The sequence below is a fragment of the Brevibacterium salitolerans genome (assembly GCF_039531405.1).
GTDB lineage: Bacteria > Actinomycetota > Actinomycetes > Actinomycetales > Brevibacteriaceae > Brevibacterium > Brevibacterium salitolerans.
In genome coordinates this window covers 1-12768 of the sequence record NZ_BAAAPZ010000008.1, presented here as the reverse complement: position 1 = coordinate 12768, position 12768 = coordinate 1, and the positions used below count along the sequence as shown (strand labels likewise).

Here is a 12768-nt window from a genome sequence, read left to right as displayed (position 1 = left end):
TTCGCACCTTCTGACGGTGTGCGCATGTGCACGCATGCGCACACCGTCAGAAGGTGCGAAACGTCGTCTGGGGCCGGCCGCGGCGGGGCACATAGACTCTCGACATGGTTCGTGTGCTGATCGTCGAGGACGACGTGCGGCTGGCATCCGCGCTGACCCAGGTGCTCTCCGCCGGCGGCTTCGAGGTCGAGCACGTCGCGACCGGCGCCGTCGCACTCACGGCCGCCACGGCGGACATCGTGCTGCTCGACCTGGGCCTGCCGGACATGGACGGTGCCGAGGTCCTGGCCCGGCTGCGGGCGCGCTTCGACATGGCCGGGGCCGGCATCCTCATCCTCAGCGCACGCGGCCAGACCGCCCAGCGGGTCTCAGGGCTGCGTGCGGGGGCCGACGACTACATCGTCAAGCCCGTCTCGATCGCCGAGCTCACCGCACGCATCGAGGCGGTGGCGCGCAGATCGGTCCACCGGCAGGAGGCCGAGATCTCCGCCGGCGACATCGTCGTCGACCTCCGCAACGGGCAGGCCGCGCTCAACGGCACACCCGTCGAACTCACCGCCAAGGAGTTCTCCCTGCTCGCCGCCCTGGTGCGCGGCACCGGCCGCACCGTGCCCCGCGATGAGCTCATCCTCGAGGTCTGGGGCACCGTCTGGCCCTCCACCGCCCGCTCGCTCGAGGTGCACCTCAGTGCCCTGCGCGCCAAACTGGGCGGGAGCGAGCGGATCGAGACGGTGCGCGGCGTGGGCTACCGCCTGCGGGAGCGGCCGTGCACGAAAGACTGATCGCGATTTACCTGGGCCTCCTGATCGCTGCGACGATCGGACTCGCGGTGCCGTTCGCGCTGGCAGTGCTGGACCGGGCGTCCACCAACATGCTCCTCGACAGGACGGCGGACGCCGCCCGCTTCTCCTCTCTGGCCGGCACCGCGGTCCTCACGGGGGAGGCGGAGACGCTCACGGCAGAGCTCGAGGCCTACGAGGACCTCTACGGGATCGCCGCCGTGCTCGTCGACGCCGATGGGGAGCTCGTCGCCGGGAGCAGCGCAGGCACCTCCCTGAGGGACCTGCAGGAGGCGGCGGGGATCACCGGCCCCGGACCGGCGGAACCCGTCATGCTGGCGTTGGCCGGAGTGCGGCAGGACCTGGACGAACGCATCTGGCCGTGGTCGGGCGACGACCTCCTCGTGGCCGAGCCCGTGAATGACAGCGGCGAGACGATCGGCGCCGTCGTCACGGCCTCGCCCACCGCAGCGCTCCGCCACGGAGTCGCCGTGCAGTGGGCAGTGGCCGCGGCCGGTGTGGCGCTCGTCCTCCTCGCAGGAGCATGGGCCGCCCGGCCTCTGAGCCGCTGGGTGCTGCGTCCCGTGACCCAGCTCGCCGAGGCCGCAGAGGCCGTGAGCCGCGGACATCTGGAGACACGGGTCTCGGAAGGGCACGGGCCGGGCGAGCTGCGCGGCCTCGCCCGCGCGTTCAACCGCATGAACGCCACCATCGCGCAGATGCTCGAGCGGCAGCGCCAGTTCGTCGCCTACGCCGGGCACCAGATCCGCAATCCGCTCGCCGTGGTGCGCCTGCGGGTCGAATCACTGGGGCTGTCCCTCCCGCCGGAACAGAGCGAGGCGCACATGGTGGCGCTGGAGGAGCTCGACCGCCTCACACGCACCTGCGAGAGCCTGCTGACACTGGCCCGCTCCGCCGAGGTGGAACCGGAGCGCATCACCGCAGACGTCTCCCGGATCGCCCATGCCCGTGCGCGGGCGTGGGCACCCATCGCGCAGGAGCTCGGCGCTTCCCTGGAGGTCGACGTCCCGCCCGCCCTGGTGGTCCGCTGCGTGGAGCACACTCTGGATCAGACCCTCGACGTGCTCATCGACAATGCGCTGAAGTTCGGCGGCAGGGGCGTGCGGGTCCGGGTCTCGGCCGAACGCCGCGGGGAGGACGGTGTGCACATCAGCGTGGAGGACGACGGGCCCGGTCTGCCGGAGCATCTGCTGCATGCCGCACTCGTGCCGTTCTGGCGCAGCGAGCCGGAGCGCCGCGCCCTCGTCCCCACGGCGGGGGACGAGGCCGATGACGCGATGGGTGCCGAGGCCGAGGTCGGTTCGGAGGCCGAGTCCTGGTCCAGCACCGGCGGCGGGCGCGCGTCTGAGTCCGGCTCCGGTGACAGCGATGGGCCGGGCGGCTCCGGCCTCGGGCTCTCCGTCGTCGTGACCCTGCTGGAGCTCGACGGCGGGCGCCTCGAGCTCCAGCCCGTTCAGCCGCACGGCAGCAGGGCCGTGGTGACGCTGAGTGGGGCCCGATAGCAGTAGCGCCTCGACCGCGCGACTGTCCGGTTCCACGGTTCTGCACCAAGCTCTCGCCGCCTTCGGCGCATTGAGCGGAGAGAGGGTCACCCAGGCGCGACGACCTCAAGCCCGTGCGCGCGGGCGGCTTCGGCAAGCCTGATGTCGTAGGTCAGGATCGCCGAAGCTTCGATGTCGAGCGCACCGGCGAGGTGCAGTGCATCGAGACTGCGCAGTCCGATCTGCGGGTACAGACCCGCTTCGCGGAACTGGTCCCTCCTCAAGGGGGTGAGCGTCACACCGTCGAGAACGGCGGTGATCAGCACTTGGTCGATGTCGTGGCGTATTCCGATCCGGCGCAGCTCGGTTTCGAGGAGATCACTGGAGACGAGGGTCGGCCCTTCGTCCAGGTAGCTGCGCAGGCGATCCGACTCCCGCTCGTCGCTGAGCAGCTTCACCGCCGCCGAGGTGTCGAGATAGACCACCGAGGTCATCGTCGATGCGGCAGCGGCACCCGTCATCATCGTTCCCTCCGCTCGTCGTCGATGATCTCAGTCACGGAGTGCCTGAGCGCGACCTTCGGAAGGGCCGACCAGCCGCCCTTCCTCCGGGCGAGGCGCGATACCGGGAAGGGCAGCACGGGCGCCGCCGGAGGGGAGAGGTGTGCGACGACGACTCCGTGGTTCGTCACCTCCATCGCCTCCCCGGCAGCGACGCGACGCAGCACGTCGGCTGAGTTGTTGCGGAGTTCGCGATGCGTGATGGTGGCCATAGATCAAGCGTAGCACCACACGTAGCACGCAAGCGATGCCCACGGACTGCCCCGCATGGCAGCCCACCCACCCGCCGCCGGGAGGACCTCAGTGCTGGGCGGTCTTCACGCGCTTGAAGTAGTCCGCGGCACCCGGATGCAGCGGCACCGGCAGCGTGCCGATGGCCGCCCGCTCACTGAGCTGCCGGATCGAGGGATGGTGCACCACGAGCGCCTCGCGTGAGGCGAACAGGTCCTCGGTGAGCGCGTCCACCGTGCCCCGCGCCAGGCCCGAGTGGGCGACCAGCAGGCTCGCCACGCCCACCGTGCGCACACCGGGCACTCCCGGATAGGCATCCACCGGCACCGGAACCTCGGCATAGTGACCGCCATACCGCTCCGTGAGCGGACCGACCCACTCCGAGAGGTCGATGAGCCTCACCGCAGTGGTCTCCGCCAGCACCGTCACGGCCTCGGCGGGAATCCCACTGGACCAGAAGAGCGCGTCGATCTCACCCTCGGCCAGAGCCTGCGTGGACTCCAGCAGGTCCATCGTCACCGTCTCCACCCGGGCGGGACCGGCCTCGGGGCCCATCAGACCTGCGGTCTCGAGGAGACGGCCGGACATGAGCTCCGTGCCGGAGCCCTCCGGCCCCAGCGCCACGAGCGCACCGCCCAGGTCGGCGAGCTGCCGGACTTCGGAGCCGTCCTGCACGATCAGGTGGGTGTGGTTGTCGTAGAGCTTGGCGAGGGCGCTGATGGGCTGCGGCGAGTCGAAGGGTGGGTCCCCGGCGACGGCCAGCGCGGCGATGTCTGCGAGCGCGAACCCCAGATCCGCCTCCCCGGCGCCCACCTGCTCGAGGTTCGCGACCGAGGCGCCCGAGGCCAGAGCGGTGAGCGGAACCCGCCAGTCGGCGCTGACCTCCTCGAACGCCGTCCCCAGCGCGTGATAGACGCCGCCCTGCGGCCCCGTGGCGATGACCGCCGGAGCCGCGCGCCGCGCCTCCGTGCAGCTGCTCAGGGCGAGGACCAGCGCGAGGCAGAGCAGGGCCGCCGGGCGCCCGATCCGCATCCGCATCCGCTCCCCCTTCGCTCCACCCGTCTGCCCTTCCGCAGTGAATCCCGTCGGCCGCCTCGCCTGCGGGCCCCGAGGCCATGAGCTCGGCCGCGAGCCCCGCCGCCGCGGCTTCCCCCGAGTCTCAAGTCTTCCTCAAGAATGGGCGCTGACGTTCACATCGCTGTGAGTGACATCATAGTTTGCGGGGAGATGGTCGCATGCACTGCGACCTCGGTTCGGCCACGACTCGACGAGGAGCTCCCCATGAAGGCACACCCCCGCGCAACCGCCGCACTCGCACTCACTGCCGCAGTCGGGTTGGTGGTCAGCGGCTGTCAGCCGGCCGATGCGGGCGGCGACGGTGAGGAGATGGACCGCATCTCGAGCATGTCGATCGCCACCGGGGGCACCTCGGGCGTCTACTACCCGATCGGCGGGGCGCTCAGCGGCGTCATCGCAGACAACCTCGAGGGCACCTCCGCCTCCGTCGAGGCGACGGGCGCCTCTGTGGAGAACCTCCGGCTCATCGACTCCGGCTCCGCGGACATCGCGATCGCCCAGGGCGACTCGGTCGACCAGGCGTACAACGCCACCGGCGACTTCGACGACGAGGAGCCGATCACCACCCGCGCCCTCGCAGTGCTCTACCCGAACGTCTACCACACGGTCACTCTGAGCTCGATCCAGGACCGGCTCGGCCTGGAGTGCTTCGCGGACCTCGAAGGGCACCGCTACTCGGTGGGCGATGTGGGCAGCGGCAACGAGACCACGACCAATCAGGTCTTCGAGTCCCTGGGCCTGGATGTGACCTCGGACATCGACCGCAGCCAGCTGGGCTACGCGGAGACCTCGAACGCACTCACCAGCGGCGGCCTCGACGCAGGCTCCTGGGTGGTGGGCGAGGGCCACAGCGGCATCAACGAGCTCGCCGCGACGGACGATGTGTCCCTGGTCCCCATGTGCGATGACGAGATCACACAGATCCTCGACGGCGCGGGCGGCTACACGGAGCACACGATCCCCGGGGGCACCTACACCGGCGTGGACGAGGACGTGCAGACCATCGCCACGTGGAACGTGCTCGTGGTCCCGGAGGGATTCAACGAGGACCAGGCCTACGAGCTCACGCAGGCCGTCTTCGACAACCTGGACCAGCTGTCCGAGGTCTACGCACCGCTCGAGGACTACATCACCCCGGAGAACATGGAGCACTCCCCCGTGCCGTTCCACGCCGGATCTATGCGGTACTTCGAGGAGGCCGGCATCGAGGTGCCGGCAGACCTCGCCGGCTGAGCGGTGACCTCGCACGGGGGCACGGCGGGCGGTGCGGAGCCGGCCGGTGGGGAGGGTCTCGCGGGCAGTGCGGGTCCCGCAGGCGGCACGAGTCCGGCGAGCGGTGCGGTGCCGGCGCACAGCGCGGAGCCGAGGTGCGCCTCGGGTCCCAGGCGCACCTCACGAGCCGCCGTCTCCGTGGGGCTCGCGGTGCTCGCCGCGGGAGCCGCGGCAGCCGCCTTCGCCCCCGTCTGGCCGGCTGTCACCGTCTCCGGCGGCGAGCGCACCCTGGCCGTCGTCGGGCACGACCGCTTCTCGATCTCCTACGTCCATTCGATCGACGGGCTGCCCATCGAAGAGGACCTGCAGGTGGACGAGGGCCGGCTCGTCGTCGAGAGGACGCGGCTCAGGCAGTTCGGGGCGGGAATGGGCCAGATCGAGGGCCACGGCCACGGTCGCCAGGAGGGCCGGTGGTGGGTCATCGACGACATGGGCAGGGACATAGGCGCGGAGATGCACCTGCGCGCGGGAGCCCCCGAGGTCGACCACCGCCTCCGGATCGACACCACGGAACTCGCGCTCTCGGCCTGCATGCCGGGAGAGCGCATCACGATCACCGCACAGCGCGTCTCGGCGCTCAGGCTGCTGAAGGCCGCCGATGCCGAGTGCGCGCTGAGCTGAGAAGCCGCAGCGCGAAGAAGCTGGGCGAAGAAGCTGAGGAGCAGAATATGTCCGAGGAGCAGAAGAGATACCGGAAGCTGACGGCGGTCGGGCAGCCCGTCCTGGCGGGGAGGCAGGCATGAGCCGGCCCGGCCTCAAGGATGCCTCCCAGGACCACGGTGCCGAGCTGCTCCCGGACGCGTTCCGCGAGAACGCGCAGGTGAGCGCCGAGGACGAGGACCAGGAGGACTCGACTCAGCCGCTGTGGCAGCGCCTGGCGGAGCAGCGCGTGGGCACCGGCGGACTGCAGCGGGCGATGGGATGGATCATCCTCGCACTCGCCCTCGCGCTCGGCGGGTTCCAGCTCTACATCGGCATCACCTTCGACATGGATGCACGGCAGCAGCGCCTCGTGCACCTGCTCCTGGTGCTCACGCTCATCTTCCTCACGGTCCCCGCCGCGAAGTCCGCATGGGGCCGTTCCGTCCCCCTGCTGGCACTCGACGCACTCCTCGTCCTCGCCGCCGTGGCCGCGACAGTGTATCCCATCGTCAACGCCGCGGAACTGGCCCGGCGCGCCGGCGCCTACGAGACGACCGACTGGGTGCTGGGCATCGTGCTCATCGTGCTCCTGCTCGAGGCCACCCGCCGCACAGTGGGCTGGTTCATGTCCGTGCTGGTGCTCGCCTTCATGTTCTACGCCTGGGCGGGCCCCTGGTTCCCCGGGGCGTTCAACCACCGGGGGGCCACCATCGAGCGGCTCTCCGCCTACGTCTACCTGGGCAATGACGGCATCCTCGGCATGACCCTGGGCGTGGTCGTCACCTTCGTCTTCATCTTCGTCCTCTTCGGCGCCCTTCTGCAGAAGACCGGGGGCGGCAACTTCTTCATCGGCCTCGCCTTCGTGCTCACGGGGCGCTCCCCCGGAGGGCCGGCGAAGGGGGCCGTGGTGGGCTCGGCCATGATGGGCTCGATCTCCGGCACCGCCCTGGGCAATGTCGCGACCACCGGCCCCTTCACCATCCCCATGATGAAGAAGGTGGGCTACAATAAGGAGGAGGCGGCCGGCGTGGAGGCGGCGGCCTCGACGGGCGGGCAGATCCTGCCGCCCATCATGGGCGCGGGCGCCTTCCTCATCGCTGAGCGCACCGGCATCCCGTACGCGGAGATCGTCCTCGTCTCGATCATCCCGGCCCTCATGTACTTCGGGACCGTCTACCTGTTCGTCGACATCAAGGCGCGCAAGCGCGGCATGTCCAGCATCCCCAAGGACCAGCTGCCGGTCTTCAAGGAGGTCATGAAGGGCGGCTGGCACTTCCTCGCCCCGCTCGTGCTCCTCATCGTGCTCCTCCTGCAGTACGTGCCGCCGGGCCGGGCGGGCCTCTACGCCACTGCGGCGCTGTTCGTCGTGGCGATGCTGCGGTCGATGAGCCGGCTGAGCCTGCGCGACATCGGCGAGGTCTTCGTCATCGCCGCGCGCAACACCCTGCCGGTGAGTGCGGCCTGTGCCATCGCGGGCATCATCGTGGGGGTCGTGGGCCTCACCGGCCTGGGCCTGGTGATCTCGGACGTGCTGGTGAGCGCATTCGCCGGCAGCCTGCTGCTCACGCTCATCATGGTGGCGCTGGCCTCGCTGATCCTGGGCGTGGGTCTGCCGGTGACGGCCTCGTACGTGGTGCTCATCATCCTCGCGGGCCCCGCCCTGCAGGAGCTGGGTCTCGCGGTCATCGTCACGCACCTCATCGTCTACTGGTTCAGCCAGGACTCGAACGTGACCCCGCCGGTGGCGCTCGCGGCCTTCGTCGCCGCGGGCATCGCGAACTCCTCGCCCATGCGCTCGGCCTTCCACGCATGGATCTTCGCCAAGGGCCTGTACTTCATCCCGCTGATGTTCGCGTACTCGGCACTCCTGCTCACGGGGACGCCGTGGGAGGTGACCGTGGCGACGGTGACCGGCTGTGTGGCACTGGTGGGCGCGGCAGTCGCGATCGAGGGCTATCTCCTGCGGCCGGCCGGCGTGTGGCAGCGCATCGTGCTGGCCGTCGCAGCCCTGCTCGCCCTCGTGGCCCCGGAGTGGACCGGCTGGGCGGAGAGCCTGTTCGGCGTGACCGTGGCCTCGGACGTCTTCCTGTGGGTGGGCACGCTCGTCATCCTCGCATTCGTGGTCTGGCAGGTCCTCGCCCAGCGGATCAGCCCCGTGGTCGTGACTCCCATGGAGGAGCGGGAGGGAGCAGAGCCGGAGGAGGCGCGCAGGGCCGCCGCCGAGGCCGCCGCGAGCCCCAAGCCCGAGCCGGGGACGGGCTCCCAGCCCGGGGCCGCCGCGAGCCCCCAGCCCGAGCCGGGGACGCACTCCGCCACCGCAGGCCGGGAGGACGAGCGGGGCAGCTGATCGGCACCGTCGTCCGCATGCGCTCACGCCGCCGAGCGCTCATCGCCGGCGAACACGGCGAAGGCCCGTCCGCACCGGGAGGCACCCGGTGCGGACGGGCCTTCGCACCGCCTGCGCGGCTGCGTGCATGCGCGGCTCACTTCCTGCGCGAGCCGCCCCTGATGACGAGTGCCGCAGCGATCGCGGCGAGCCAGACGTTGTGCGAGACGGAGACGCCTTCTCCCTGGGGCCGGATGCCGTCGCCCTTGGTGAACTCCTCCGTGCGGAAGTACATGGTGAGCATCCCCGCGCTGAATCCGCCCAATGCCAGTCCGGCCAGGCGCGTGGGGATGAACGGCGCGAGCAGAGCGGCACCCACCGCCATCTCCGCAGCGGCGAGCAGCTTGCCGAACTGCTGTGCGTCGAGCTCCGCCAGGACGGGGAACCCCTTCGCCGCCATCGACTGCAGGTAGCCGGCGCTCGATTCGCTCAGACCCAGCTTCTCCACGCCGGCGTTGAAGATGGTGGCGCCGCTTGCGCCTCGCAGGATCGCAGTGGTGAGGGATCGCGACATGGATGAGGCCTTTCGTCTGCCGGGATGTGCGCGCCGGACCTGAGCACCGGCACGCACGGGAGCGGAGCCACACTATCGGAGCCGCCCCCGCCGGAGGGGCTTGATTGCGAAGGATGACGGCCACCTCACACCCATGGGCCGAGACCGGAGGCACCGCAGCCTCCCGCCCACCGCCCCGGGGGGGGTACTGCATTGACATGATTTAGAACGTGTGTTCGACTGCTGTCATGCGCTGGACCACGGAAGCCGCCACCTCCCGCACACCTGAGCCGGCCTCGGGTGCGGATGCCGCGGAGCCCTCCCCCGCTTCAGCTCCCGCGGAAGCCGCCCCTGGGCTCTTCAGCCTCCGCGGACTGCTGCGGAGCGTGCGCACGCCGGAGTTCGCCGGGATGACCTTCCATGAGGTCCTCGCCAAGTCCGCGCTCAACAAGGTGCCGCCGGCCAGTTCGATGCCCTTCCGCTGGACCGTGAACCCCTACCGCGGCTGCTCGCACGCCTGCGTGTACTGCTTCGCACGCAGCACCCACACCTATCTGGACATGGATGCCGGCAGGGACTTCGACAGGCAGGTGGTGGTGAAGGTGAATGCGGCGGAGGTCCTGGCCGCAGAACTCGCGCGCCCGCGGTGGTCACGGGAGCATGTCGCGCTGGGCACCAACACGGACCCCTATCAGCGCGCTGAGGGCCACTACCGGCTCATGCCCGGGATCATCACCGCGCTGGCGGAGAGCGGCACCCCTTTCTCCGTCCTCACCAAGGGGACCCTGCTGCGGCGGGATCTGCCGCTGCTGGCCCAGGCCGCGGAGCAGGTGGAGGTGGATCTCGCGATGTCGATCGCGGTCTTCGACGACAAGCTGCAGCAGGCCGTGGAGCCGGGCACACCCCGCACCGCCGCGCGTCTGGCGACGGTGCGCGCGGCAGCGGATCTGGGCTTCCGCGTGACGGTGTTCCTCATGCCCGTCATGCCCAAGCTCACGGACTCCCGTGCGCAGCTGGACGAGGCGCTGCGCTCCATCAGGGAGGCCGGGGCCGCGCGCGTGGTCTACGGTGCTCTGCACCTGCGGCCGGGGGCCAGGGAGTGGTTCCTCGCATGGATCGACCGGGAGCACCCTGAGCTCTCGTCCCGGTATCAGCGCATGTACGCAGGTTCCTCCTATGCCTCTGCCCGGTACCGGGAATGGCTGGACGAGCGCATGCGCCCGCTGCTGAGGAAGCACGGGCTCAGCGCCTCCGCCGACGAGGACACCCCGGAGGCCCGCCGCTTCGCCCGGCTGCGCGCACAGCGGGAGAAGACCGCCGCGCCGGGGGCGCCGGGAGCGCCGGGAGGCAGGCGCGGCGGCTACGGCCGCAAGATCGGGGCCGGCGAGGAGGCCGGCGGCTCAGCCCATGGGGCCTCGGGAGGCGGACCGGGCGACACCACGGGGAGCGCTCTCGGCCGCACGTCGGGCAGCACCCCAGGCCTCGGCGGCATTCCCGCGCTGGAACCGCTGGTGCCCACACTGTTCTGAGCCCGCTCCGCACAGTGTCTGATCCGCCTTGCCGGCTGCACCCGCGCTCGTGCCTTCGTTTCGCAGTGTTTGACGGTGTGGATGCGTGCAGCCGCGCGCACACCGTCAAACACTGCGAAACGTGAGGTCGCTGAACGAGCGGTCGGATCTCGCCCTGCTCAGACCTCCAGCTCAGAGCCCAGCACGATAGTGCGGTCCGGCGGCAGACGGAAGGCCTCGGTGCGATCCGCCTGGTTCTTCTCCAGCGCGAGGAACAGCTTCTGCCGCCACTCGCGCAGCCGGTGAGTGCGACGCGGCTGCAGCGCGAGCACGGAGAGGAAGTAGCGCACCTCGTCGAGGTCGAGCGCGATGCCAGCCTCCTCCAGCTGCCGTGCGGCGAGCGCGAGGCTGCGGGGGATGTCAGGCGAGTCCGTGAAACCCACGGACACTGTCACCCGCACGATCCCGCACCGGGACGGAGTGACGCTGCGGTGCGCACTGCCTGCAGCCCCGCCGCCGGCCGCACGGCCCAGGTCCTCCACCCGGATGCGCTGCTCGGCCGGCACATGCGGCACGTTCGCATCGACCAGGCGCACCAGCACCACATTCCCGGGGAGCGCGCGAAGGCTCCGGACGCACTGGACCATCGCCAAGGGTGCGGTCCGCGCGTCCGGGTGCGGGAACACGGCAGTGCCGGGAGGCCGGGCGATCGGCTCCTCGGCGAGGGCCTGCACGAACGGGAGCAGCGGCCCCTCGATGCGCCGGCGCTCCGCAGCCACCCGGCCGTAGCCCTGCCGCCAGGTGACCATCAGCACGAGCACGATGCCGGCGACCAGCAGAGGCAGCCAGCCGCCCACCAGCAGCTTCACGGTGTTCGCCGCGAAGAGCAGGCACTCCAGCAGACCCACCGCGCAGACGTAGGCTGCGATCCGCCACGGCCCCCAGCCCCAGACCGCGCGGGCGAAGACCAGGAAGATCGCAGACTCCAGCAGCAGCGTCCCGGTCACCGCGAGCCCGTAGGCCCCCGCCAGCCTCTCGGAGGAGGAGAAGACGAGCACCAGGGACATCACACCGGCGAAGAGCGCCCAGTTCACGGTGGGCAGGTAGATCTGGCCCTCCTCCCGGGCCGAGGCGTGGCGCACCGTGAGCCGCGGCAGCAGACCCAGCCGGATCGCCTGGCGGGTGACGGAGAAGGCCCCGGAGATCACCGCCTGGGAGGCGATGACCGTCGCCGCCATCGCAAGCACCAGCAGCGGCGCCTGGAGAGCAGAGGGCGCGAGGCGGAAGAAGGGATCGCTCGCCGAGGCCGGGGCCGTGAGGACGCTCGCGCCCTGGCCGAGGTAGACGAGGGCGAGGGCGGGAAGGGCCACGGCCAGCCAGGCCGTCCGCACTGCCCGGGCACCGAAGTGCCCCAGGTCCGCGTAGAGGGCCTCGGCCCCGGTGACCGTGAGCACCACGGCGCCCAGGAGGACGAAGGCGGCGAAGGGCTGGCGGAGCATCAGCTCGACCGCCCAGTGCGGGGACAGGCTCATGAGGATCTCCGGATGGGCGAGCACATGCGGCACTCCGAGCGCGGCCATGACGAGGAACCAGCCCAGCATGACGGGCCCGAATGCACGTCCCACCTTTCCCGTGCCGAACGGCTGCACCGCGAAGAGCAGCGCGAGGATGCCTGCGGAGACCGGCACCACGAGGGGCTGGAGGCCCGGTGAGAGAGTGGTGAGGCCTTCCGCGGCGCTGAGCACGGAGATCGCGGGGGTGATGACGGAGTCTCCGTAGAACAGCGCTGCCCCGAGCATGCCCAGCGCGGTGACGACGAGGACGCCCCTGCGGCCGGTGATCCGCCGTCGCAGGAGGGCCACCAGTGCGAGGATGCCGCCCTGTCCGTCGTTGTCCGCCCGCGTCACGAGCAGCACGTACTTGACCGTGACGATGAGCGTGAGCGTCCAGAGCACCAGGGAGATGATGCCGTAGACGTTCGCAGGCGTGGGCGCCACGGCGTTGTGGTCCATGCTGAAGGCTGTGCGCATGGCGTAGAGCGGACTCGTGCCGATGTCCCCGAACACCACACCGAGGCTGCCGATCACGGCGGCGGACCCGCCGCGGCCGCGTGCGGTCCTGTCGTCGGGCGCCGTCCCGGGTGCAGCGGCGGCTGTGCCTTCGGAATCGTGTGCCTTGTGCCGAGTGCCCGTGCGTGGGGTGCGCCGTGTAGGGGACATGACTCACAGTGTGGCTCTTCGGACATCCGGTGGGGGGCGCGCCGGGTGAGGTTCGGCGGGTAGGGGTCGAGGTCCCCGAGGATCAGAAGCGCTAACTCC

11 protein-coding genes are annotated in these 12768 nt (G+C 70.7%); 6 read left to right on the top strand and 5 right to left on the bottom strand.

Going from position 1 to position 12768, the window contains the following annotated elements:
- Positions 1–104 precede the first annotated feature (104 nt).
- Both ABD240_RS10020 and ABD240_RS10015 read left to right on the top strand, forming a co-directional pair.
- Positions 105–782, top strand: coding sequence for a response regulator transcription factor (locus ABD240_RS10020; protein ID WP_291792968.1), 678 nt, complete (start codon positions 105–107; stop codon positions 780–782).
- Positions 767–2302, top strand: coding sequence for a sensor histidine kinase (locus ABD240_RS10015; RefSeq protein WP_344337049.1), 1536 nt, complete (start codon positions 767–769; stop codon positions 2300–2302). Before ABD240_RS10020 ends, ABD240_RS10015 begins: the two co-directional genes overlap by 16 nt.
- Before the next feature lie 86 nt (positions 2303–2388).
- Here ABD240_RS10015 and ABD240_RS10010 read toward each other — a convergent pair whose 3' ends face one another.
- The 3 genes from ABD240_RS10010 to ABD240_RS10000 form a co-directional block, all read right to left on the bottom strand.
- Positions 2389–2805 carry a type II toxin-antitoxin system VapC family toxin gene (locus ABD240_RS10010; protein ID WP_291792974.1) on the bottom strand — a complete coding sequence of 139 codons (417 nt, stop codon included), beginning with the start codon at positions 2803–2805 and terminating at the stop codon, positions 2389–2391.
- Entirely contained in the window at positions 2802–3053 is a 252-nt protein-coding gene (locus ABD240_RS10005) for a type II toxin-antitoxin system Phd/YefM family antitoxin (protein WP_291792977.1), read from the bottom strand. The genes ABD240_RS10010 and ABD240_RS10005 overlap by 4 nt, the downstream gene beginning before the upstream one ends.
- 88 nt (positions 3054–3141) lie before the next feature.
- Positions 3142–4110, bottom strand: a complete 969-nt coding sequence (locus tag ABD240_RS10000; RefSeq protein ID WP_344337048.1) for a TAXI family TRAP transporter solute-binding subunit — start codon at positions 4108–4110, stop codon at positions 3142–3144.
- Positions 4111–4353: 243 nt separating this feature from the next.
- On the opposite strand from ABD240_RS10000, the gene ABD240_RS09995 reads away from it, so the two are divergent.
- From ABD240_RS09995 to ABD240_RS09985, 3 genes are all read left to right on the top strand, one after another.
- Entirely contained in the window at positions 4354–5382 is a 1029-nt protein-coding gene (locus ABD240_RS09995; RefSeq protein WP_291798661.1) for a TAXI family TRAP transporter solute-binding subunit, read from the top strand.
- Between the two features lie 3 nt (positions 5383–5385).
- Positions 5386–6042, top strand: coding sequence for a DUF1850 domain-containing protein (locus ABD240_RS09990; protein WP_291798658.1), 657 nt, complete (start codon positions 5386–5388; stop codon positions 6040–6042).
- A gap of 118 nt (positions 6043–6160) precedes the next feature.
- Positions 6161–8410 (top strand): TRAP transporter permease, encoded by a 2250-nt coding sequence (locus ABD240_RS09985; RefSeq protein ID WP_344337047.1) that lies wholly within the window; start codon positions 6161–6163, stop codon positions 8408–8410.
- 136 nt (positions 8411–8546) lie between these two features.
- Here the strand turns inward: ABD240_RS09985 and ABD240_RS09980 are convergent, their stop codons facing one another.
- Entirely contained in the window at positions 8547–8963 is a 417-nt protein-coding gene (locus ABD240_RS09980) for a hypothetical protein (protein ID WP_291798653.1), read from the bottom strand.
- Positions 8964–9190: 227 nt separating this feature from the next.
- On the opposite strand from ABD240_RS09980, the gene ABD240_RS09975 reads away from it, so the two are divergent.
- Positions 9191–10471, top strand: coding sequence for an Rv2578c family radical SAM protein (locus tag ABD240_RS09975; RefSeq protein ID WP_344337046.1), 1281 nt, complete (start codon positions 9191–9193; stop codon positions 10469–10471).
- Positions 10472–10629: 158 nt separating this feature from the next.
- Here ABD240_RS09975 and ABD240_RS09970 read toward each other — a convergent pair whose 3' ends face one another.
- Entirely contained in the window at positions 10630–12669 is a 2040-nt protein-coding gene (locus ABD240_RS09970) for a potassium transporter Kup (protein ID WP_344337045.1), read from the bottom strand.
- Positions 12670–12768: the final 99 nt, after the last annotated feature.

What these genes read in the sequence shown, in the direction of transcription:
- ABD240_RS10020 (WP_291792968.1), top strand. Translation starts at nt 105, where the DNA reads ATGGTTCGTGTGCTGATCGTCGAGGACGACGTGCGGCTGGCATCCGCG.
- ABD240_RS10010 (WP_291792974.1), bottom strand. Translation starts at nt 2,805, where the DNA reads ATGATGACGGGTGCCGCTGCCGCATCGACGATGACCTCGGTGGTCTAT.
- ABD240_RS10005 (WP_291792977.1), bottom strand. Translation starts at nt 3,053, where the DNA reads ATGGCCACCATCACGCATCGCGAACTCCGCAACAACTCAGCCGACGTG.
- ABD240_RS10000 (WP_344337048.1), bottom strand. Translation starts at nt 4,110, where the DNA reads ATGCGGATGCGGATCGGGCGCCCGGCGGCCCTGCTCTGCCTCGCGCTG.
- ABD240_RS09995 (WP_291798661.1), top strand. Translation starts at nt 4,354, where the DNA reads ATGAAGGCACACCCCCGCGCAACCGCCGCACTCGCACTCACTGCCGCA.
- ABD240_RS09985 (WP_344337047.1), top strand. Translation starts at nt 6,161, where the DNA reads ATGAGCCGGCCCGGCCTCAAGGATGCCTCCCAGGACCACGGTGCCGAG.
- ABD240_RS09980 (WP_291798653.1), bottom strand. Translation starts at nt 8,963, where the DNA reads ATGTCGCGATCCCTCACCACTGCGATCCTGCGAGGCGCAAGCGGCGCC.
- ABD240_RS09975 (WP_344337046.1), top strand. Translation starts at nt 9,191, where the DNA reads ATGCGCTGGACCACGGAAGCCGCCACCTCCCGCACACCTGAGCCGGCC.
- ABD240_RS09970 (WP_344337045.1), bottom strand. Translation starts at nt 12,669, where the DNA reads ATGTCCCCTACACGGCGCACCCCACGCACGGGCACTCGGCACAAGGCA.